At 39.0% G+C, this 21,068-nt stretch carries 17 protein-coding genes; 5 read left to right on the top strand and 12 right to left on the bottom strand.

The annotated features are described in order from the left end of the window. Window positions 1-52 precede the first annotated feature (52 nt). Together IQ257_RS01530 and IQ257_RS01525 are read right to left on the bottom strand one after the other, a co-directional pair. On the bottom strand, window positions 53-892 hold the full coding sequence (locus IQ257_RS01530) for an ABC transporter substrate-binding protein (RefSeq protein WP_193873386.1): 840 nt from the start codon (window positions 890-892) through the stop codon (window positions 53-55). A gap of 242 nt (window positions 893-1,134) precedes the next feature. Then, window positions 1,135-1,824, bottom strand: coding sequence for a hypothetical protein (locus IQ257_RS01525; protein ID WP_193873385.1), 690 nt, complete (start codon window positions 1,822-1,824; stop codon window positions 1,135-1,137). A 366-nt stretch (window positions 1,825-2,190) separates the two neighbouring features. Between IQ257_RS01525 and IQ257_RS01520 the strand changes: the two genes are divergently transcribed. Further along, a complete protein-coding gene (locus tag IQ257_RS01520; protein ID WP_193873384.1) occupies window positions 2,191-3,501 on the top strand; it encodes an NB-ARC domain-containing protein in 1,311 nt (436 codons plus the stop codon). Between the two features lie 30 nt (window positions 3,502-3,531). Here IQ257_RS01520 and IQ257_RS01515 read toward each other — a convergent pair whose 3' ends face one another. Beyond that, the gene (locus tag IQ257_RS01515) at window positions 3,532-4,149 is read right to left on the bottom strand and encodes a YdcF family protein (protein ID WP_322744130.1); all 618 of its coding nucleotides are present in this window, start codon (window positions 4,147-4,149) and stop codon (window positions 3,532-3,534) included. A gap of 72 nt (window positions 4,150-4,221) precedes the next feature. Between IQ257_RS01515 and IQ257_RS01510 the strand changes: the two genes are divergently transcribed. From IQ257_RS01510 to IQ257_RS01495, 4 genes are all read left to right on the top strand, one after another. Beyond that, the gene (locus IQ257_RS01510) at window positions 4,222-5,160 is read left to right on the top strand and encodes a decaprenyl-phosphate phosphoribosyltransferase (RefSeq protein WP_193873382.1); all 939 of its coding nucleotides are present in this window, start codon (window positions 4,222-4,224) and stop codon (window positions 5,158-5,160) included. A gap of 53 nt (window positions 5,161-5,213) precedes the next feature. After that, window positions 5,214-5,822: a YqeG family HAD IIIA-type phosphatase gene (locus IQ257_RS01505; RefSeq protein WP_193873381.1), complete on the top strand. Its 609-nt coding sequence runs from the start codon at window positions 5,214-5,216 to the stop codon at window positions 5,820-5,822. Between the two features lie 100 nt (window positions 5,823-5,922). Next, window positions 5,923-7,227: a glycosyltransferase family 87 protein gene (locus IQ257_RS01500; RefSeq protein ID WP_193873380.1), complete on the top strand. Its 1,305-nt coding sequence runs from the start codon at window positions 5,923-5,925 to the stop codon at window positions 7,225-7,227. Between the two features lie 188 nt (window positions 7,228-7,415). Beyond that, window positions 7,416-9,101, top strand: a complete 1,686-nt coding sequence (locus IQ257_RS01495; RefSeq protein WP_193873379.1) for a DUF6798 domain-containing protein — start codon at window positions 7,416-7,418, stop codon at window positions 9,099-9,101. Here the strand turns inward: IQ257_RS01495 and IQ257_RS01490 are convergent. The 9 genes from IQ257_RS01490 to IQ257_RS01450 form a co-directional block, all read right to left on the bottom strand. Then, a complete protein-coding gene (locus IQ257_RS01490; RefSeq protein ID WP_193873378.1) occupies window positions 9,087-10,865 on the bottom strand; it encodes a hypothetical protein in 1,779 nt (592 codons plus the stop codon). The two genes, IQ257_RS01495 and IQ257_RS01490, sit on opposite strands and share 15 nt — an antisense overlap. A 38-nt stretch (window positions 10,866-10,903) precedes the next feature. Continuing rightward, window positions 10,904-11,479, bottom strand: coding sequence for a YdcF family protein (locus IQ257_RS01485; RefSeq protein ID WP_228060330.1), 576 nt, complete (start codon window positions 11,477-11,479; stop codon window positions 10,904-10,906). Between the two features lie 114 nt (window positions 11,480-11,593). Further along, window positions 11,594-12,853 (bottom strand): glycosyltransferase family 4 protein, encoded by a 1,260-nt coding sequence (locus IQ257_RS01480; protein ID WP_193873376.1) that lies wholly within the window; start codon window positions 12,851-12,853, stop codon window positions 11,594-11,596. A 64-nt stretch (window positions 12,854-12,917) separates the two neighbouring features. Next, window positions 12,918-13,925: an acyltransferase family protein gene (locus IQ257_RS01475; RefSeq protein WP_193873375.1), complete on the bottom strand. Its 1,008-nt coding sequence runs from the start codon at window positions 13,923-13,925 to the stop codon at window positions 12,918-12,920. Window positions 13,926-14,017: 92 nt separating this feature from the next. Then, window positions 14,018-15,535: a hypothetical protein gene (locus tag IQ257_RS01470; protein WP_193873374.1), complete on the bottom strand. Its 1,518-nt coding sequence runs from the start codon at window positions 15,533-15,535 to the stop codon at window positions 14,018-14,020. A gap of 47 nt (window positions 15,536-15,582) precedes the next feature. Continuing rightward, window positions 15,583-16,911 (bottom strand): glycosyltransferase family 87 protein, encoded by a 1,329-nt coding sequence (locus IQ257_RS01465; protein WP_193873373.1) that lies wholly within the window; start codon window positions 16,909-16,911, stop codon window positions 15,583-15,585. A gap of 31 nt (window positions 16,912-16,942) precedes the next feature. Further along, window positions 16,943-18,598 carry an ArnT family glycosyltransferase gene (locus IQ257_RS01460; RefSeq protein WP_193873372.1) on the bottom strand — a complete coding sequence of 552 codons (1,656 nt, stop codon included), beginning with the start codon at window positions 18,596-18,598 and terminating at the stop codon, window positions 16,943-16,945. Between the two features lie 18 nt (window positions 18,599-18,616). Continuing rightward, the gene (locus IQ257_RS01455; RefSeq protein WP_193873371.1) at window positions 18,617-19,870 is read right to left on the bottom strand and encodes a glycosyltransferase family 87 protein; all 1,254 of its coding nucleotides are present in this window, start codon (window positions 19,868-19,870) and stop codon (window positions 18,617-18,619) included. 67 nt (window positions 19,871-19,937) lie between these two features. After that, window positions 19,938-21,065 (bottom strand): glycosyltransferase, encoded by a 1,128-nt coding sequence (locus IQ257_RS01450; RefSeq protein ID WP_193873370.1) that lies wholly within the window; start codon window positions 21,063-21,065, stop codon window positions 19,938-19,940. Window positions 21,066-21,068 lie beyond the last annotated feature (3 nt).

Genomic DNA, 21,068 nt, shown 5'->3' with positions numbered 1-21,068 from the left:
AACATTTGTAGTTTCTTAACTTCTTCAACATTTCTTTTTATCTCCCATTTCATCAATACAAACGATAGCGGTAATAATTATCAACAAACGTTTGCACCGCTTCAGGATTGGATTGCAAGATCCGCTCCGATGCAACTGCCACATCGACGATAACTTTAGGAGCATCAGCACTACTCAGTACCACGGTATTGCCTTGCAGTTTGGCGGCGGTGACGAAGGGTTCCCAAAGAACAGCAAGGGCAATATTAGAATTGGAATCTTGCATTTGCTTCCAGGCTTCACTCGCGTCAGCCACTCGCACCACTTCAAAATCTGCTAGGTCGAAGTTATCAAACTTGGTATCGAGTACGGTTGCCAGAAACTCACTGGGCGTATCTCCAGCAAAGATAATTTTCAGCCGTTCCCCTTGAGTTTGTTTTTGAGTAACCAGCGTCTCTAAATCAAGTAGGGATTTGAGTTGGGGGTAATGACGGGTATTGAGAACAACCGCATCTGCCCCCATTGTGCGCTCAATTAGAGCCACAATTTTCCCTTGGGGACGGTGAGTGATGAATTGAGCGAGGGTCGTAACGATGAGATCCGCTTTCCCTTGATTTAGGGCAGTTAATCGTTTAGTTTGGTCAAATTCATCGTTATAGTTCAGCGCAATGCCACTTTCAGTCAGACTGCCTTGAAACGCGGCACGGCGTAGAGTTGAGTAGCCGCTGAAGGTGTCACCGAGGACGTTCAGTTTAACCTTGACGCGGGGATTGACTTTTCCTGAAGCGCCAATCGAGTTAAGGGTAAGAAATCCAGATTGATAGGCCCAATTAACACCACCGACGAGTAATCCACCTGTAAGAAGTAATGTTAAGCCCAGGACTAGGGCTTCGTTATTATTTTTTGTGGGCATTTCCTTTGTGCTCCAAGGGATTTGCGTTGATTGCTCCAATCAACAACCTTTGCGCCTTCGCCATGTTGGGTAATACTCTCTGGTGTCGGAAGGAGTATTCATGGCTTGCCCAGCTTGGAGCGTTTTATTTGTCTTAATCTGTCACTACAAGTTCAAAAAAGAGTTTTCCGCAAAGGTCGGTTGATTTTTTTTATTAGTTCCCCACCTGCGGGTTTGTCATCCCGTCAGGTGGTAGTCACTACCTAGGCTTTCTGCTGTTTGTGCTTCAACCCAGAAAGGGTAGCGAAAGCACCGAAAGCTAGCAAACCGAGGACAGAACTGGATTCAGGAACAGGTTGGGGAGGCTCATTTGCGATCGCAATGGTGTAACTACTACCCCTAAAATTCCTAGCTCCTGAGCTGCTGACTGAACCCGGTCGTCTGCCTGCACCAGACCCAGTTGCACCAAATTGTGGCGTTGCCCAATTCGCTGCGCTAAAAATGGAACCACTGGAGCTACGCCAATCGATTGAGCGTCCATGACCTATCCCCAAAAAATAGGTGCCAGCCGACTCTAGGTTTCCCTCCAGAGCTGCAATCGTACCGTTGCCCCGATTGGCAGCAATACCCAATCCATTGGCATTGAATAAAAAGAGCGATCGCTCTCCTGGTACTTGACCATCGCTGACTCTAGCAGAGAAGGAGCCAGCGTTTAGCTCCACTCGAAACATATCAATGTCAAAGCTCGTGAAAAAATTATGGTTGAAACTACCAACAATGCTGTCGAGGGTTTCACCTGGTTCTACATGAACGGTTTGGGCAAAAGAAGAAAAAGGAAACGTGCCAGCATCTCCGACCTCATGGAACGTTGCGGCTTGTGCAGTACCAACAGTTCCGAGAGTGACAACGGCGGCGCTAGCAGTAGCAACTGAGAGTTTTTGAAGAGTCAACATGATTATTTTTTCCTTTTGTGTGAGTTTATAGTGACCAGCCTGTGCTGATGAATTCATGGCTGATTAAGCTCATTTATGTGAGTTATTACTGTTTTAATCTTATTAAGTGAGATTGTCAAGGGGTAAGCCGAAAAAAATAAGCTATCATCTCACATAAAAGCAGAAGACTAAAAAAGCCCCTGCCCTGGTGCTTACAACTCAAGCAGAAGCTTCCTTTAGGCAAAGCTCTATTGAGGTTGACTGCCTATTCTTCCTATCTCCCGGACTGCATCCGCTAACTTATCACATGAGTAAGAAGAGGAGCAGCTTCTCATGAATATGAGATAAAATAAATAATTTGGTACCTATAAGCATGAGCCTACCACTGTGATTTCTCAGGACTTTCTCAACGCCATCGCTACTGAACACGGTTTATCTAAGGGCGAACTAGAGGTTTTGTCTCTGGCAATGGAGGGACAATCGACGGCTGCGATCGCTAATCGTCTCGGAATTAGCGGGGATGCGGTTCGCAAAAGACTCAGCGAGGTTTACCAAAAGTTTCAGATTGCTGGCAGAGGTCCGGTTAAGCTAACAAAACTGCAACAGTTACTTGTTAACCGCTATCAAACCTATCGGGAGACGCCCAATACTGAGTCTGAACGTCGAGGAGAGTCCCAAGTCTCAAATCCTAAAACCCAAAATCGCATCGATTGGGGCGAAGCACCAGATGTGTCTGTCTTCTACGGGCGCACAGACGAATTAGCAACGTTGAAACGGTGGATTGTGAAGGAACGCTGCCGCTTAGTGGCGTTGTTGGGGATGAGTGGCATGGGTAAGACAGCGCTATCAGTGAAGCTAGCCAAACAGTTGCAGGGTGAGTTTGAGTTTGTCATTTGGCGATCGCTGCGTCAAGCTCCATCGGTTCAAGATTTGCTAGCCAGTCTTATTCAATTCTTATCCGAGCAATCAGAAACGGTTTTGCCGAAAACGGTAAATAATCGAGTTTCACTCCTCATTGACTTTTTCCGAGAGCACCGTTGTTTAGTCATTCTAGATAGTGCGGAGTCGATTCTGCGGACTGGGGAGTTGGCAGGGGTGTACCAAGAAGGGTATGAAGGATATGGTGACTTGTTCAAACGGTTAGGGCAAGAACCTCACAAGAGCTGTTTGTTGCTCACGTCTCAGGAGAAAGTCGGCGAAATTTCCCTGCTGGAAGGGGAAACTTCGCCCGTGCGATCGCTAAAACTGGGGGGGTTGGGAGATGCGGCACAAGCCATCTTAAAGGAAAAAGGGCTTTCGGGGGAAAAAAATTGGGGACATTTAATTCAAGGGTATCGCGGCAATCCTCTGATGCTGAAGCTTATTGCCATTACGATTAAGGAAGTATTTGATGGCAACGTGACGGATTTTTTATCGACGACGCTCTTTACTAGCGATATTAGTGATTTTATTGAGGATATTTTAGATCGGTTATCGGATTTAGAAGAAAAAATTTTGTTTTATATCGCTAGCCAAAAGGAACCTGTTGTGTTTGGAAAGTTGCAAAAGAGCTTTTCGGAGGTATCGCCTCAATACTTGATGGGGGCGCTGGGTTCTTTGAGGCAGCGATCGCTGGTTGAAAAATCGGAGGGCGGCTTTATCCTTCCCCCTGCTGTTACGGAAGTAGTAGCTCAATTGGTTAGCGATCTAGAGGGTTGAGAGTCTGAAAGAAATCGTTTTAGTCATACTTTAATTCCTAAACATTTTTGTGAAGTTAGCACCCGTTCGACCTGTAACAATCCAGAAAATAGAACGAAATGAATCACGAGCAACTTGTAGCCAAAACCGGGATTCAGATGGGGAATTTGTGGCAACCGAAACGGGAGTGAACGTTATTCCTTGACTACCCAATATTATGGTAGCGATGACCTTTGCCCGAGGCATATGGTAGTCGGAGGTAATGACGTAGATATGCTGTATCTTCTCGCTTTGGAAGGCTCCAAGTGTATAAGCAAAATTACCAACTGTATCCACGGCGTACCAGTTGTATTCTACTTGCTCCTTGGGGATACCTGCGGCTTGAAAAACTTCAGGTTTGCCTGGAGGACGGGGAGAAGAAACTACAATCTTTAGGGAAGGATGAGCTTTAGCCAACTCAGCCGCAAATTCTTCCCGTCCACTACCGCCACCCAAAACCAAAATCCCTTGGGGGACAGGTGCTTGATGATACGCGATCGCTAATCGAATATAAATATAGCTTATCAAGAGAAGGAAGAGGGAGACACCACTACCTCCCACAACATACAATAGTTGACGAACAGGTTTAGGAGGCTTGAGCCTGGGAACCAGCTTGTTAAAAATTTTCACGTTTAACTCCATAGTCAAATTAGATGGGGTAGGGAGAAATAGCTAATAATAAGGCATAAATGTTAGTGAATTATGATTGCCAGCCCTCCTAAGTTCCCTTACCTAGCTGCTCTCAGACCGCGCCAGTGGACGAAAAACCTAATTGTTTTTGCTGCTCCTTTATTTGCGTTTAGCATTAACTGGCAAACATTTCTGGGAAGTCTGCTAGCCTTTGCAATATTTTGCTGCGCCTCTAGTAGTTTCTATTTATTCAACGATATCGCAGATGTAGAGTCGGATCGCTGCCATCCGATCAAGTGCAAACGCCCAATTGCAGCCGGATTAGTCAGTATTCGGGTAGCAGCAGCCATGGCAGTGGTGTTGCTCAGTAGTGCTATCGTCATCGGCTGGTGGCGAGCGCCAATGTTGGGAGTAACGATCATTAACTATGCTATTCTACAAATTGCTTATAATTTGCGGCTGAAGCGTACAGTTATTCTGGATGTATTTGCGATCGCGACTGGGTTTGTTCTGCGAGCTTCTGCGGGTGCTGCGGCAACTGAGATTGTACTCTCACCCTGGTTTTTGCTGTGTACAGCCATGCTAGCACTGTTTTTAGGGGTGGAAAAGCGTAAAGCAGAACTACGACTGCTTGCTATTCGGGGAGGCAAGACTCGTTCGGTACTTAAACGCTACTCTTTACCCTTACTCACCCGTATGGAGAGTGTGATTACTACAGCGGCTGTAATCACCTATGCTTTATGGAGTTCTGGTCCTCAAGTAGGAGGCGCACAAACGCCTTGGATGCTGCTAACATTACCCTTCGTCTTGTATGGCATTTTTCGCTATCAGCTCCTGAGTGATCCGCAAGAAATTGCCCGTAGGACAGATGTAGGACTTGAACAAGGAGGTCGAAGTGAGCGACCTGAGGAAATTTTACTAACAGATTTACCAATACTCTTAACCGTTTTAGCCTGGGTTGCCACAACTTTTACAATTCTCTTACTGGCAAATCAGGGGATAATTAAATAGAGGTTTTGATTCGTATAAGTGAGTTAATCCAATTTATGTAATCAAGATATTCCATGTTTAATCGAAGGCTACCGCTGCTCAAACTATTAGTATTACCTCTTAGCTCTCTGAACAAGCAATGGAAAATTAAATCAGCTCAATCTTGTCCCCCTAATTGGCAAAGACAAGTCTTAATTTTAGCCTCTATCGAGATTGAGTCACTCAATAGTTCTGGAATTAAGGGTATAATTCTTGATTTAGATAATACAGTTATTTCGGAAGATGATCGGTATCTATCCCCCGGTGCGGAAGCTTGGATTCAACAGGCAAAGCTACTGGGGTTCAAATTTTTTATTTTATCCAATGGCAAGCGAAGATATCGGGTTAAGTATTGGTCGCATCGTCTAGATATTCAAACTATTAATCCAGCGCGGAAGCCTTTTCCGGTGGGATTTCGTAGAGCTTTAGCTCATATGCAGCTTAAACCGAAGCAAGTCGTCGTGATTGGTGATAGTCGCCATACAGATATACTGGGAGCTTATTTTTCTGGGTGTTTGAGTATTCAAGTGGCTAGTCTTCCCCACCCGCCTCGATGGTGGGAAAAACTAGCGGGTAAATGGGTACAAATGCCTTATCCTCTGGATGGAGAGCTTTTGGCATTTGAATCTGAATGGGAGGTTTAATAACTGAAGAAATTTATTGATTCAATTGAGGTGATAACTTACTGATCTAGTGAGTTAATAGAACTAAGATTATAAATAGCAATACATTGGAATATTAACAGTGAAACCTCTTAGAATTTACCTGATTTTTATACTTATTGTACTTTTGACTATCGGATTCAATTTAATTGCCCGCAAAATCTTTAAGTCTCACTGGAATTTAAGGTTAGGTTTTGGAATCCCTGCCTTATTTATGATTCTTTTTATGTGGAGGGTATCTCAGCCTGTTGAGTTATTTAGTGATTTTCATAAAGCTTATTATCCAGCCGGGAAGCTCATTTTGCAAAATCCATCGGCTATTTTTGGAGAAAATGGTTTAGGGGAAACCGTTTACGGTTTTGTCAATATTCCAATTATAGCGCTACTTTTTACACCCTTTTCTTTATTGGATCGTCCTGCTGCTCATTTTTTATTGGTAGTAGTTAGTGGTTTGGCACTACTCCTGACTCTTTACTGTTTGTTTCAACTTATATCAACATCTAAAGGGAATCAAATAGGGGTATTGGGATTGTTTGTTATAAATGGTCCTCTTTACTACAGCCTCAGAGAAGGCAATTCTACCCATATTGTACTTCCTCTATTAGCGGCAGCACTAGTATGCCTGAAACGAGAACGCGAAATTTGGAGTGGTGTATTAGTAGCGTTGGCAGCACTTATCAAATTGCCGATACTGCTTCTGTGTGCGTACTTTTTTCTAAGAATGCAAAGAAAAGTGATCTTAGGAATTAGCATAACTTTGATAACCGTGTTTGGTTTATCATTAGTAGGATTTGGAATTGATTTACATATTAACTGGTTTCAAGAGTGTATTTTAAATTATATGGGAAAGCCATTAGCCGCTTATAACAACCAATCTATCGATGGTTTCTTGGCTCGTTTGCTAACTGACGACAATTTGTTTAATTGGGAACCTTTAAGATTAGGTTTAATCTTCAAGGTTTTAAAATATGCTATAACTGCTTTGCTAATAGGATGCACTCTGGCTATTTTCTTGCAATCCAAGTCCCCCACTACTTTGCAAACCCAAAATTTAGAATTTTCTATAGTTCTTTGCCTATCTATACTAATTAGCCCGATATCATGGAGTCATTACTATCTATTATTACTGCTCCCTTTATCGCTCTATATTGGTAATGGATTATCTGTTCCTAATGGATATAATTGGTTAATTTCAATCGTGCTAAGTATACTATTAATCTCTCCACCCGTTCTGCGTTTTTCTCACAGTAATCCCATGATTAATTTTTTAATTTCTAAGTTATTTATATCTCATTACTTCTTAGGAGGTTTAGTATTATTTGGAGTGTTGTTATTGGCTCAATACTTGTCTCGCAAACCTAATACCCCTCCTCTAATTATTAGATAGTTTTATTTATAAAATTACGAAGATTTATTAAAGAATAGACTCTGTGAATTTAGGGTAAAACTTTAATGCAAAGCTTTATTATCGGTTGGAAGCGATTAGTGAGTTTAACCTCAAAAACTTTACCTTTCTTGAGTTTAGATTATTATATACATTTTTATGTATTAATCTTACTAGGTTCATCAATACTGTTGAGTAGTTATAAAATTTATCACGAAAATCAGGCAATTCAATTGCCTCTTGTTCATTGGTTAAACAATCCATCTCTCTATTCAAACGATCCATTTGCTGCCACATTACGTTATTATTCATCCATGCTCTGGATGCTTGTCGCATTACTGGCTAATTTCATTCCTCTAGAGCCATTACTTTTAATTTTATTTTTGATAGAAAGGTTACTACTTCTTTACGCTGCTGGATACCTTGCCCAAACCTTTGCACCCAAGTCTAAGTTAGCCGTTATTGGTGCAATGGCTTTATTTGCACTAGCGCCAGATTCAATTTTGGGATCAGGGACTCTTGTTGAGAGCTATTTTGAACAGACGGGTTTATTCATCCCCTTCTTTTTGCTAGCAGCCGCATCATTTTATTCCAGGCATTCAATTGCCTGGGCGATATGGCTCTCCCTTGGATTCAATTTGAATAGTATGTATGGAGTCTATAGTTTAACCTACTTTTCAGCTTTATTTTGTATCGATTCTACCTACTGGAGAGGTTGGAAACGATGGGGAGGTGCCTTGGTTCTGTTTTTTTTCTTAGCATCTCCAGCTATACTTGTAACTTTTTCGGCTTTTAGCAAAAATGCTGTCAATTCTAACCTATGGCGGCTAGCTAGCAAAGTTCGTTTTGCCCATCACTTATACCCCCTCACTTGGAGCTTAATCGACTTTACAAAATTTGGCATCTTAGTCGGTGTGCTGTTGGGCTATCTTTACTACAGCAGGGATTTGTTTAATCGATTATTCAAGCATAGCCTAGTTTGGACTGGTATGAGTTTGCTCTGGCTACTTTATGCTTTTGCAGCAGCTTATATTACCAAGTCACCTTCTATGCTGGTTATGCACCCAGCTAGGGCAACCGATTTGTGGTATTGCATTGCAGCTATATCACTCATCTCAGTTAGTGCTGCCAGATTTGAACGTAACGGAACCAGGACAACTTTCTTAGGCGTGGCAGTGATTTTCAGCATCTTGGTTAGTCTCTTGACTAATATCATACCCCCTCTCAATTCAATTCGGTTCTATATTAATCTAGCTGTTCCAGGGATCGCTATTGCTGCTATTATTTTTTGGCGGCTGCTTCGCAGCTATGTTTTTAGTAAGAAGAATTTTCAATATCTTGCTTTATTACTAACATTTTGGGTTTTGTTAGTTGGAATGGGTGATTTTTCTCGTCGCTTCAAAATTGATAAACGTTTTTTGTCAGCAATGATCGAACGCCCTAATTCAGAAATTGAGCAGATTGCTAACTGGGCTAGTAAGAATACCCCTGTAGATGCAGTATTTTTAGTAGATCCTAACTCCGAGAGTTCCCAGCATCGGGGATGGGAGCATTTCCGGACTTTAGCAAAACGCTCCGTTTTTGTAACCTGGAAAGATGGTTCGGCAATCTTATGGGATCGTACTTATGTCGAAGCATGGATGAATCGTCTGCAAGCTCTAGGATTTGACCTTAGCCAACTACAAAAACCTCTAAATGAAACTGAATTCCTAGAGAATCTGAATCTTGCGTACCGAAATCTACGAGATGACGATATAAAAAAGTTAAAGCAAGAGTTTCCTCTCCACTACTGGGTTGTTCCCTTAAACCAACCCTCTTTGTTTCCCGTTGTGTTTCAAAGCCGTCACTATAAGGTACTGACTCTACAGTCTATTTAAATTGAGTAGATTGAGGTTAGTTACTGACTGTTCCAAAAAGTAGACATAGAAGTCACTTTTGCCAAGTCGTTGCCAACCCGTTTCAGAAAGTGAATTGCGTAGCTTAGACTGGCGCACTCCTACTACAATTGCTCTAGATCCAGTTGCCTCTATCATTTTGAAAACTTTGAATCTGAGGGGAGAATTTTCTGTCAAGACGCTATCATCGGCATGGATTTCAGCAATGATATTGACTCGGGCTAATCTAGCCCAGAAGGTATGAACATCCGTACCCGTTTCGTCTATAACTGCTATTGCTACCTGGTTTCCCGGTTGAATACCTAACTGCTTTAAGCTGTTGGCTATTTGCCAATGGGTATGTTCCAGTTTTCTCCAGAGAATGGCAACGTCTTTGACAGCATCATAAGATAATCTATAACTGACTATTAGAAATATCACAACAACAGCGAGCGCGATTAACCGTTTTAATTTTTGAGAATTAGAAAGACATATTGATAAGAAGGTTCCGGCAAACAACAGCACAATAAAAGGGGCAATCAGTCGAGTAGACGGTGGTGTTTTGGCTAGCAAGTAAACACCCAAGCCTGCCAAAGCGGGAACCAGTAAGTGCCAAGTTTTTGCCAACCCTTGCAATGACGACCGAAATTTACCCCCTACACCGACTAGGATAAGATAGCCAAAAACTAAACTTCCCAAAAATAGATAGTTGTAAGCCATCAGATTTTTGGCTATTACCTTGAGCTGTTTGTCTACAGCAAGCGGGGGAGCAATTCCTTCATACCAGTAAGATGGGTCAGTCCAAGGAGGATAAGTACCCCCCACAGGGGTGGCAAATTCAAACACTTTCGGCTCACCCAGAATTTGACGAGTCGGGTGCTTGGGGGTGCCATAGCCAGGAGGTTCTCCCTGCCAATGTACATCAGGAATAATATGTGAGCCAGGATTGACTGACCAAGCGTAATTGAGCTTGCCTGTCTCACCAAACGTCAGATGACCTTTGGATAGAGAAAGTGCTGTAATGAAAGGAGTGGTGACCAGGGTAAAAACCAGTAGTGCGACCATTATACGTGGCAATACTTGTCGTAAATTACCCATGGCAAGCATGGCAACTGCCAAAAAGATAAAAGATAGAGGGAACATAACTGCCTTGGCGAGATAAGCCAACCCAAGGACGGCTCCCAAGGCAATAACGTTCAGCCAGCTTGCGGTTTTTGTAGAGATGTGAAGGATGATTCCAGATGCTAAATAAACCAGAGCAGCAACAATCATGTCTGGAGTATTGCTACGAACAGTGATCCAGTGTAGAGAAGACCAAAGAAAGAGAGTATAACCTAAAACCAACCATACCCAAATGGGAATCTGAACAGACTTGAATTGTGAGTCTAGAGTTATTTTATTTTGATATTCAAGGAGTTTGCCGAGCCAAAACTCAAAGCTAACTAAAGCCCCTAGATAAATAGTAAAATTAACGAGATTAACTAGGGGGAATTCCCAGTAAGCTGAAGGCTTGAGGATGAAGAAAGTTATACCTAATATCCAAGAATACAGGGGACTCCAGTAGCCGTTGATAGCGGTCTGCCAGTCCCCACGCATATAGGCATCACCAATATCTAAGTAAGAAATACCATCGGCTGTGGATATGCTGTAACGATTTGCCCAAGCTTGCAAAACACCCAACAGAATAGCTAATACCCAAAAAAGTATTTTTATTCTCTTTTTCTCTGAAATCAATTCTTTTAATTGGATAAATAACTGATTTTTCATGGCAGTACTATTAATATTGAGGCTTGGTGCAGAGGATATTATCGGGTATTTGTTGGATTGCCTGTAATAATCCAGATAATGGAACGGATCGCATCTCGGATAATACGAAGCCAGAATTGGGATTCTTTTGGCTGTTCTGATGGAACTGAAACAGGGGTGAAAGTAATACCGTTGCTACCCAAAATTAAGGTGGCAATTGTCTTAGCTCTAGGCATATGATCGGCTGATGTAATGATATAAATATGCTTAAATTTACGCTCTTGCAAAGGTTTGACATGATGGGCAAAGTCACCCACCGTATCTGCCGCAAACCAACCAAAACGTACTTGTTGTTCTCCAGGAACATCTCTGTTGTCAAAAACTTCATGCAGTTCGGGATCAGGACCGTTGGGCCACCCATCTAGGGACGGATGAATGGGGATACCTGCAGCTTCAAAAACTTCAGGACCATGGGGCCAACGACCAGAAGAAACCCAAATTTCCAAGGTCGGGTGCTGTTTAGCAAACTTAGCCGCAAACTTTTCTCGTCCATTCCCACCACCTAACACTAGAATGACTTGGGGTTCAGGTGCTTGGTTTTTAGCAATTGCTAATCGTATAGGAATTACCGTCATTAGGACAAGCAAGAAGGAGCAAAAAGCGAGTCCGACCAAGTACAAAATTTGACGGATACGTTTAAAGAATTTGTACTTTTTTAAATGTATTTTTTTCATAACAATTTACATTGATTAGGAGTTTTCAAAGAGGTTACGATAGTGGTACATTAGCTTTTCGGCAAGTTTATCCCAGGAAAAAAGTTCAACTGCTCGTTGTCGTCCAGCCTGTCCCATTGATTTTCGTTCGTTGTCGTTTGACAAAAGATAAAGGATAGCATTAGACAAGGCAGTAGAGTCATCCCGCTCTACCAGCAAACCAGTCTTGCCATCCTCAACAATTTCCAGGACGCCGCCAACTCGCGTAGCAACAACAGGAACTCCTGAAGCCATAGCCTCAACATTGCTAATTCCAAAGGGTTCGTTCCAAATGGACGGAAATATGAGGATGTCAGCTTTATGGTAGAAATTGAGCAACTGTAAATTGGGAATTCCACCAACAAAGGATACTTGACTTGCCACATGGAGAGGAAGTCTATTTTTCAAGGAACTAAGATAACTTCCAGAATAAAAAGAAGCTAATTCTTTAACTTTAGTATCGTCACTCAGAGCAATAAGTTCGTTAAGAGGTAAAACAAGTTGTTTGCCAATTATATCCAGTTGTACGTCAGGATAATCCTCGACGACTTTTTTAAATGCGTCTAATAAGGTATGTACCCCTTTTTCCGGTGAAACTCTGCCAACAAAAAGAATTCGTTTGACAGCATTATTTGTTATAGTACTGGAATAGTCTTTTTCAATAAAATGATCAACATCTACACCATTAAAAACAGTATGACAACGGTCGGCAACCTGGGGAAAACGCTGGCGGATTCTTTCGGTAATATAGTTGCTACACCCTAAAATTAAGTCACTCTGACTGAGGCGTGTCTCAATCATTAAGTGGTCGAGTTGGGTCAACCAATCCATATTCATGTGCAACACAATTTTTATTTCAGGATTTATTGCCCGAATCACAGGAATGCTTTGAGAAAGGTGATGAATATGGACTACATCACATTTCTGCTTTCTCAGATCTAGCGCTACTTGTAATATATACCCCCCATAATAAAAGCTATAACCAAAAAGAGGTTGTTGATCATTACGGAATCTAGAAATTAGTCGCCATCCTTTAAAAACTTTGAGGAAGACTTCATCAGCACCAGTGGGCATACCATAATAAAGGATACCGTCATCACAGATTATTTTTTTATGGATGCGGTTTCCGCCTGCGTAGACAATCACTTCATGGGAAAGAGCTAGACGTTTGGCAAGTTCATGATTTAAGAGAGGTATTGAAATAGATTTATTGACTGGTACTCGGAATATAGGCTGAAGAACAAATGCAATTTTCATAATTAATTATCAACGTTCTTTTATATAAATAAGTGCAGAAACTTTTCACTCCCTTTAAGTAAAACTAACTTAAGGGGGCAGGCTTTTTTCGGATGCGTATGGGGATATCAATAACATGATAAAATAAAATTGAATTTAATAATGCTAACAAAACTAGGAGAATAGAATTGTTAATACCTAGTAACAAATAGGCAACGAAAAAAGTTGGCAAATGAAACAAGTAAAGCGGATAAGAAATATTTCCAAGATAATTAAAAATTTTTAGTAAGAAATTGGGAAATTTTAGATAGGGTAAATAAATTAATACCAAGCAACTGACACAATAGGTTATCAATCCCGACTTACCAATGTAGTTAGAGTTAATTAATAAAGTTATGACTCCTAAACCAATTAATCCAATTTTTGAAAATTTATTGTCTTTATGAACAAAATAAAAGAAGCCGGAGAGCCATACCCACAGCAGTAACACAAATGATAAGCCATAGGAAAGTTCTGAAGGAAAGGGAAATTTATTATCGGGGGATACTATTAGATAAAGATAGGGAGATAATAAATAGAATGAAGCAGATAATAAAATTAATAAAATTAAAATTTTATAGCTAGCTTTAAAAAATAGCGGCGCTAACAAATAACACATTACCTCAATACTTAATGTCCATAAGGCTACATTAGTTTTAATGTCATCTACACTTCCAACAAAACTTTTTAAAAATAATAAATTGCCAAAAACTGTAAACCAGCTAGGCTGAACAGATTCGCCGCGAGGCAATTCAATAATTTTGCCATGCATCCAAAAGGGTATTAAGGAAAAAAGAACAGCACAAAAATATAAAGGGTAAATTCTCAAAATTCGCCGTTGGTAAAAACCTTTTGAATTTCTGCCAATAGAACTAGCGATAGAATAGCCAGAAATCAAAAGAAATCCTAGAACTGCTGCCAGAGAATTAAATTTACTAAAAAAAGAAAAAAAGCCTTGATATCCTGAATCAGGAAAATTAATTTTGACGTGATCACAGACCACAATCCAAGCTAAGAAAAAACGTAAACCTGCTAAAATTTTCCATTGCATCATAATTTTTACTCTTGTTCTATTCTAGTTTCAAGATTATTTGTGATTTGTCCGTGTTCACATAAGTCCTTTGTTTTAGAATTAATTGACAAATTTTATGTAGAAATTATTTTACCTATTACTAGTAAATTATTCAAGCCCATTAAAATAATAAATATACTCCAAATAAGTTTAAAGTAATTTACCTTAAAAATTGATTCATTGAAAATCAAAAGTAAGACAGGGAAAGTTACATAACAGGTATAAAGAAATAGGGTGCTTACACCAAAAACTGAATGTAGGGCAATATTGAAGACTATAGATAAAGAGACAGTGATCGTAATAACTCGCTTGTTTCGATCAAAAATATTCTTAATTAATCCAACAATTAATAAACTCAAGAAAACAATAATAGCTAATTTACCAATTAAACTATAGATTAAGGGTTGTAGAAAAAAATTTAGCATTAAACGGTTGTTTTCTGGACTAATGTTCCCTGTAAATGGGGATGGAGCAATAAAATTTACTAAAAAGAAGTGCTTAAAAACTTCTGTGATAATAGTAAACGGATTATACCATTCTATATAACTTGATTCACTCATAAATAGGGATAGAAAGAAAATTTTAGCCCCTCGGATAAATATTAATTTTTGAATGAGACTAAGACCAGAAGCAAGCAAAATAACGGAGCTAATATATTCTAAACTCTTAATAATTTTTTGTTGTTGCTTTAGAACAAAGAGTACTGCCACAAAACAGATTAAAGTTTGAGCAAAATTAGTAATGGTTATTCCGAAAGAAAAAAGACCCGTAAAAATCCAGTATTTTAAATAAAGCTTTCGACGACTTAAGCAAAGCAAAAATAAGATGTATGTGGCAATTATGCTACAGCCTCCCAAAGCATAGGATTCTGGAATGGTGCTAAAAACAATCTGGCTCATGGTTAAACCAAACGTAATTGTTAATAGTATTATATCCAATATTCTCCGGGTGAAGTTAGCAAAAAATACACCTGATAATAGTACAGCACTAGCACCAAAAAATGAATTGAGGACTACGGCTGAGGCTTCTTGCGAAAAAGGAAAGAGCTTTAGTAAAGAACGCAAGGGAACTACAGCTAATAGTAGGAGAGGGTGTGAGCCTTTATGAGCTTGAACAATGTCATACTTATACCATTCAACAAAGTCTGAACCAAAGAAATCAAATTTTTCATAACTAGGGATAAGTAAAAATCCCAGAGTTACATATAAACAGTAAAATCCTACAAATAAGCATAGTACGGTTAAGGTTATTTGTTTATTTTTTAAAAAGACTGTATTCAATTTTTTCAACTCTTCTCTAGGACTCAATAATTTTTTCTTGCAATCCTGGAGGAAGCGAACACTCAAAGGGAGTCCTAAAATAAAACTGAGAAACAATAGGTTAAAAGCGAAGTACCCCCTATCGGCTAATCTCTTATAAAAATCTACAGATTTGGTATTAATAGATTTAAAACGGATTTTACTGAGCCAATTTTGATAAAGTATAAGGATAACTTGATGAGAGAATAGAGCATAAATTAACCCTAGTACGACAAGAAAAATTGCCGCAATAGCTAAGGTTTTTTTGTGACGATACTGAGTTAGTGATTTCATGTTTTTTGCAAAATCATTAAACAAAATGTTTTTAAAAATTAACTTAATTAACTGTTTTTGGGATTACTATCTAACTTATATAAATGAAAAAGTACTATTAATCCTGCAATTAATAAATAAGACTGGACTATATTAAATGGGGTATTAGCTAATGTTTTTGTAAAATCAAAATACTGACTAGACATTGTATAGCTTATTGCTAAATAAATAATACTTATTTTTTCAATTTTTTTTGACTTTAACAAGCATGGGAATAGTAAAGCATAGATAGGTAAAAGAATTCCATAATTATGCTCCCAGGCAAGAGGAGACGCTATAGTAGAACTGAGTATAATAATAGACAAATCAATAATACTTCCTGGTTTACCACTGAGCTTTGGTTGAAATAATGCTATGGAAATTAATATGACTGAACTGATCACTGTTCCGGCATAAACCCAGAAATTAAAGGGTGGAAAAGAATCTCCTTGCCATTCCAAGTTATTACCATTAAAAAACAGTCGGTTTAATAACCCATTGGGAGATTGATTGGTATAAAAAGCTTCACCATGTCTCGATATGAATGACAAAACCGTTAAGTAATCAAGATGATTAGTTAGACCAAATAATAAAACTGAAATCAGCAAACCGTTGAGTAATATTGCTGCAAAGAATACGATAAAACGCCACTGCTTGCGAAATAGCCCCCACGCAAAAACAATAATGTACTGAGGTTTGAGCAGGCAGATCATTCCTGCCAGGATACCTGCTAAATTTTTTTTATCTCGCACCCAACACCATAACAGTATGGCAAACATAGCATTAATCCATACTTGTATTTGCCCTAAACTATAAGCTCTTATCATCGGATAAAAAGTTAAACCATAGCCAACTAAAACAATGTTTCTGACAAGAAAGTTAATTTTTTTATTTTTATTGCCAGAATTAAAGGCTGCCAAACTTAGCTTAAATAGTTTGATTGAGTAAATTATTGTTGCCCATAAAAATGCCCAAGAAACATAATTCAATACACTACGATACGAAGTTAAACCAAGCATTTTTGTTAGATTTTTAGGAAAAATATAGAAAATCAGTAAAGACGTTGGTGGATACTGAAATTTTGTTTTTTGTTCAAAGAATAATTCTGAATATAAAGGATGTTGAGGCTCAGTATCTAGATAATCAAATGCTTTAAGCATGGGTCCCCAAGAGTCCCCAATTTGTTTAAATTTAAAAACTCTTTCAACCGTGTGATAGAGAGCTAATCTTTCATCCCATGGAGTCAAAAAAAAATGATTTAATGCTAAGGTAATTAACAAAGCATCAGCCAGCAGAAACAAAATTAAATTCCTTGTTAAAGGATCGATAGTTTGCCAAAGTTTTGTCAGATTAGTCATGACCATAAAATGTTGTTAATAAAATAAGAATTTATTCTGCTAATTGTTCACTGGTCTGGCAAAAATTTTCTCGATCAAGTCGATAGATGATGATTTTTTTATCTTTAGCATTGGTTGATGAGTAGATAGGTTTTAAATAACAAGGAGCCTGAGAGGGTTTGAGGAGAAATTTTAACTGAGGTCTGGTTGAAGGTATATAACGTTCGTCAATAACGATTAAGTCAACACCGCGATATTCAGCGTATTCAATCAGATAATTAAACTTGGCAAAAGGCATGACTTCTAGTTTCCGTCTGCTGTAGTAAGCTACCCAAGGTTTTCTTGACATAATGCTGAAATCTTGAGGAACTCGTTCCTTCAACCAAAGTCCAGCTTCTTTGTGTTCGTGAATCTGCTGAGTAGACTTGATTCTCATTGCCATCTGTAGTTCTTTTACAAAAGGATTGAGGACTGATAAAAATAGTATAAGCAGTACGATATTACCAAAGCGATTGTAAATAGAGAACTTATTCAATCTTGATAAGACATCCAAAAATCCTCGAGCAGCATACAAACAAACCAGGGGAATAAGAGTTTCTATATTTCGGTTTTGAATATAAAAAATTGGGTATAAAACAAGTGGCGAAAGAAACAACAGGCTTAAAAAAGCATCAAGCCGAGTTTGAGGATTTCTTAACAATCCAATTAATCCAATTAGAATAAAGGGTACTAATAGTCCCATAGATCTGCAAAACAGCACCCCCATCCGGTAAGCAGATTTCACGTATCGATAGATGTAATAAGTAGGATTTTCAGCGATTGCAGCAACGATTTGGGGAGACTCCAATCTACTAGTACCCAGGACGGTGGCTGTCTCATTAAGACCATACTGGACTTTTTCGTACTTGAGTCCTTGATTCACAACATGACTGATATACCAATTATTTTTTGTCTTGCCCGTGAGCATCCATTCTCCTGTTTTTGCATGAACATAGGTGAGGTAGGTCAACAAGATGAATAATAATGCTATTAGGGTAACTGTTCCGTATTTCAGGAGCGATATTCTATAGTTTCGGTAAACTAAACTGCCGCCAAAGAAAACACTAATAATACAGACAGCAGGTATCAATCCTTCCGGACGAGATAGATAAAATAAACCCAAAGCTAAACCGAGTTTTACAGAACCTAGCCAAGTAAATCGTTTGAACAGGAGAATTGTGAGTAAGGCGCAACCCATCATTAAAAAACTATAGGTGGGCTCTGTAATCACCCGCCAGCTCATTTTGATGAGAGGAACAGAAAGGGCTACTAATGTTGCTGCCAACATTCCAGTTTTCTGTCCGAACGCTCGCTTTCCAAGATACCAAGTTATAAAAACTGTGGCGATACTAGCTATAAAGGAAATAAATCGACCAGCTAACTCAGAGTCATTTAGAATAGAGTATAAAGGAGCAATTAAAATTGGATATAAAGGAGACCAGATAAAGTAAGCAGTTTCTCCCCATGGAAGCAAGCCCTTCCCTTGGGCAAGACTCTCAGCCATCAACGCATATCCTGCACCATCTGTGTCAATTAATGCGTACCCAGCACCATCTGTTTCAATGGAATTATTGGCTATAATATATAAAATACGAATCACTAAACTTAGGAATACAATACCTATTAATAACCAGTTTTTAACATCAATTCGATTGTTTTTTTTGTACATAATTAAATAATCAATATTTTATTTATTAAAATGATGAATTTGTGGGGAGGTTTGCCATCGAGCTGCTAGAAGTGTTCCTAGCAATACTACTCCGCCGATGAAGTAATGAGAAACAAAAAATCTGATTAGAAAATTATCTGAATTGAATGATATCACTGGAGGTGAGACGAGTACTAAACTTACTATCATTGAGCTAGACCAAATCCACCCTTTAGGAATAGCTAATTTATCGCCGAGGTACAGAGAGAAAGGGAGTAATAGAAGGAGATAATAGTGAGTCCAAGAAATAGGACTAATAAGCAATGATAAGCAAAGAACAATAGAAAATTCTAAATTTTGGTCGTTTACAGTTTTAGGGGGTTTTGTCCGCCACAATATCCAAGTCGGCATACCGACTAGTATTAAGAGCAAACCGTATCGAAATAGTTTAAAGTTCCAACTCATATCTGTAGGGATAAAGTTAGTTAAATCGCCATCAGTTAACAGGCGATATAGAAAGCCATCGACTGACTGAACGTTAAAAGCACCGATTACTTTACCTGAAAATGCATAAATACACCGATTCAGCCAGAGCAAGTTTAGGTTTGAACCCAATAAAAGTACTGAAGCTGCTACAACACTTAACAGCGTTGCGCTGACTGCTGCGGTTAATCGCCATCGCTGTCTAACTGCAAAATAAATACAGGGAAGTAGCAAAAAAGGTTTCATTAAAGCAGCTATACCTAATAAAATTCCTGTCCAAATTTCACGCTTTTCCTGAAGACACACGATCACTAATGTTAGTATTAGTAATAAAAAATGGGTTGTATTACCCTGTCTAAGACTGTAGTACAATGGTCCATTGATAGCAAAAATTCCTACTACAGCTAGCTGCCTATAGTCCCTAATTTTAACAAAATTTGCCAAAATACTGTAAGCTATAAAAATAAATAAACTTCCCACTATTGTAAATGCCATTCTAGCTTGATCAGGGTTATAGGTAAAAGAGAAAGGGACAAATAAAAGAGCGATAATGGGCAGATTAACAAAAGTTCTACAGGTTTCATCATATAGCTTATAGGGGTTTTCAAAAATTAAACGTCCAGCCGGATAGTAAGCTTTGTTAAAGTCCCCTAACCCGCCTCCTGGAGGTGTCAGTAAAAATAACATCATTAAGAAGATTGGGATACCATAGCCCGCCCACAAATTCCATTTTTCTTTAAAGAGTTTTTGGGCAATACTATTAATTAATATTGTGATAAAGATTAAACCAAAATAAGCTATGTATCTCATAAAAATAACCGCTCATAAAAAATACAATCTGGGGATAACTACTTAGTAACAGGATATTTTAATAAGTTTAGGAAGCCATAGCACAACTTTTAATCATTTCGACGTACTTAAGATGCAGTTGTTTCCAGCTAAAGCGTTCGTAGGCACTACGATGCTGATGATAACGCTTAGACCAAGGAAACCCTTTTACTACTACTTGGGAGATTAAACTTGCTAAATTACCAGGCAATTGTAAATCAGCAAAATAGCCTTGCTCTCCTAAAATGTAGCGGGTAATTTCATAATCATGAACCAAGCAGGGTAAGCCATAAGACATTGCTTCAACAAGTACTCGTGGCAATCCTTCTCTTAGGGAAGCTAATGCGAAAATATCAGCAATTTTGTAATAATCATCCACTTGATTACGAGGAACTGTTCTAATTTGAAAATTATCCGTTCCTAACACTTGATTACCTAATTTTAAGATTTCAGCCGACTCTAAATCTTGCTGACCAAGTAGTAAAAGATAAGGTCGTGGCGTTGGAAGTCTAGCAACTTCTTGAATAATGTAATCCATCCGCTTGTGATACTTGTTAATAGCGGCTACAGAAAGAACTAAAGGCTGTTTGTCGGGAAGTCTGAGCTTTCGTCGTAAAGATTCTCGCTCAGAAGTGGTTAGTATTTGTAAGTCAAAGGGAATGTGAAATCCAGACGGAAGCAATTTTTGTTTGTCAACAGGTTCTCCATACCGCAACGCTCGTTGAACTTGAGTGGGATTTATATGTTGGACGCTATCTAAATGGTGATAGGGAGGTGATGTAGCACCGCCATTGCGAAGCAATAGTTTATAATTTTGCTGGGTTAAACGCCGCCACCGATTGAGCCAATTCCCCAAATAGTCTTCACTGAAATAAATGACATTAGGCTGATTGTATTGTAAGTGTGGCAAAAGATTTAAAAAAAATGAAAATTGTTCCACGACAAAGGGACCGTAGGAGCCTCGTTTGGTTAATTTTCCCAGTTGAACAGCGAGCCAACTGTAGTAAGGTATATTCCATAGGGGAATTTCTTTTTCTTCACGATTGCCACACCCCTTGAACAAAGTTATGTCCAGAGAAGAATCATTCGACAAAATATCAAAGCACTCCCGAAAAAAAGATTCATAGCCTCGTTGAGTGTGACCCAAACCCGAGCAGAGCATGAAGACCTTGATCATTGT

The sequence above is a fragment of the Coleofasciculus sp. LEGE 07092 genome, from assembly GCF_015207375.1.
Lineage (GTDB): Bacteria > Cyanobacteriota > Cyanobacteriia > Cyanobacteriales > Coleofasciculaceae > LEGE-07092.
The sequence above is the reverse complement of the archived record's forward strand: the minus strand, read 5'-3'. Positions and strand labels throughout refer to the sequence as shown.

Coding starts and splice junctions, on each gene's coding strand:
- IQ257_RS01470 (WP_193873374.1), bottom strand. CDS start 15,535: ATGAAATCACTAACTCAGTATCGTCACAAAAAAACCTTAGCTATTGCG.
- IQ257_RS01530 (WP_193873386.1), bottom strand. CDS start 892: ATGCCCACAAAAAATAATAACGAAGCCCTAGTCCTGGGCTTAACATTA.
- IQ257_RS01480 (WP_193873376.1), bottom strand. CDS start 12,853: ATGAAAATTGCATTTGTTCTTCAGCCTATATTCCGAGTACCAGTCAAT.
- IQ257_RS01450 (WP_193873370.1), bottom strand. CDS start 21,065: ATGATCAAGGTCTTCATGCTCTGCTCGGGTTTGGGTCACACTCAACGA.
- IQ257_RS01455 (WP_193873371.1), bottom strand. CDS start 19,870: ATGAGATACATAGCTTATTTTGGTTTAATCTTTATCACAATATTAATT.
- IQ257_RS01490 (WP_193873378.1), bottom strand. CDS start 10,865: ATGAAAAATCAGTTATTTATCCAATTAAAAGAATTGATTTCAGAGAAA.
- IQ257_RS01510 (WP_193873382.1), top strand. CDS start 4,222: ATGATTGCCAGCCCTCCTAAGTTCCCTTACCTAGCTGCTCTCAGACCG.
- IQ257_RS01460 (WP_193873372.1), bottom strand. CDS start 18,598: ATGTACAAAAAAAACAATCGAATTGATGTTAAAAACTGGTTATTAATA.
- IQ257_RS01505 (WP_193873381.1), top strand. CDS start 5,214: ATGTTTAATCGAAGGCTACCGCTGCTCAAACTATTAGTATTACCTCTT.
- IQ257_RS01465 (WP_193873373.1), bottom strand. CDS start 16,911: ATGACTAATCTGACAAAACTTTGGCAAACTATCGATCCTTTAACAAGG.
- IQ257_RS01525 (WP_193873385.1), bottom strand. CDS start 1,824: ATGTTGACTCTTCAAAAACTCTCAGTTGCTACTGCTAGCGCCGCCGTT.
- IQ257_RS01475 (WP_193873375.1), bottom strand. CDS start 13,925: ATGATGCAATGGAAAATTTTAGCAGGTTTACGTTTTTTCTTAGCTTGG.
- IQ257_RS01485 (WP_228060330.1), bottom strand. CDS start 11,479: ATGACGGTAATTCCTATACGATTAGCAATTGCTAAAAACCAAGCACCT.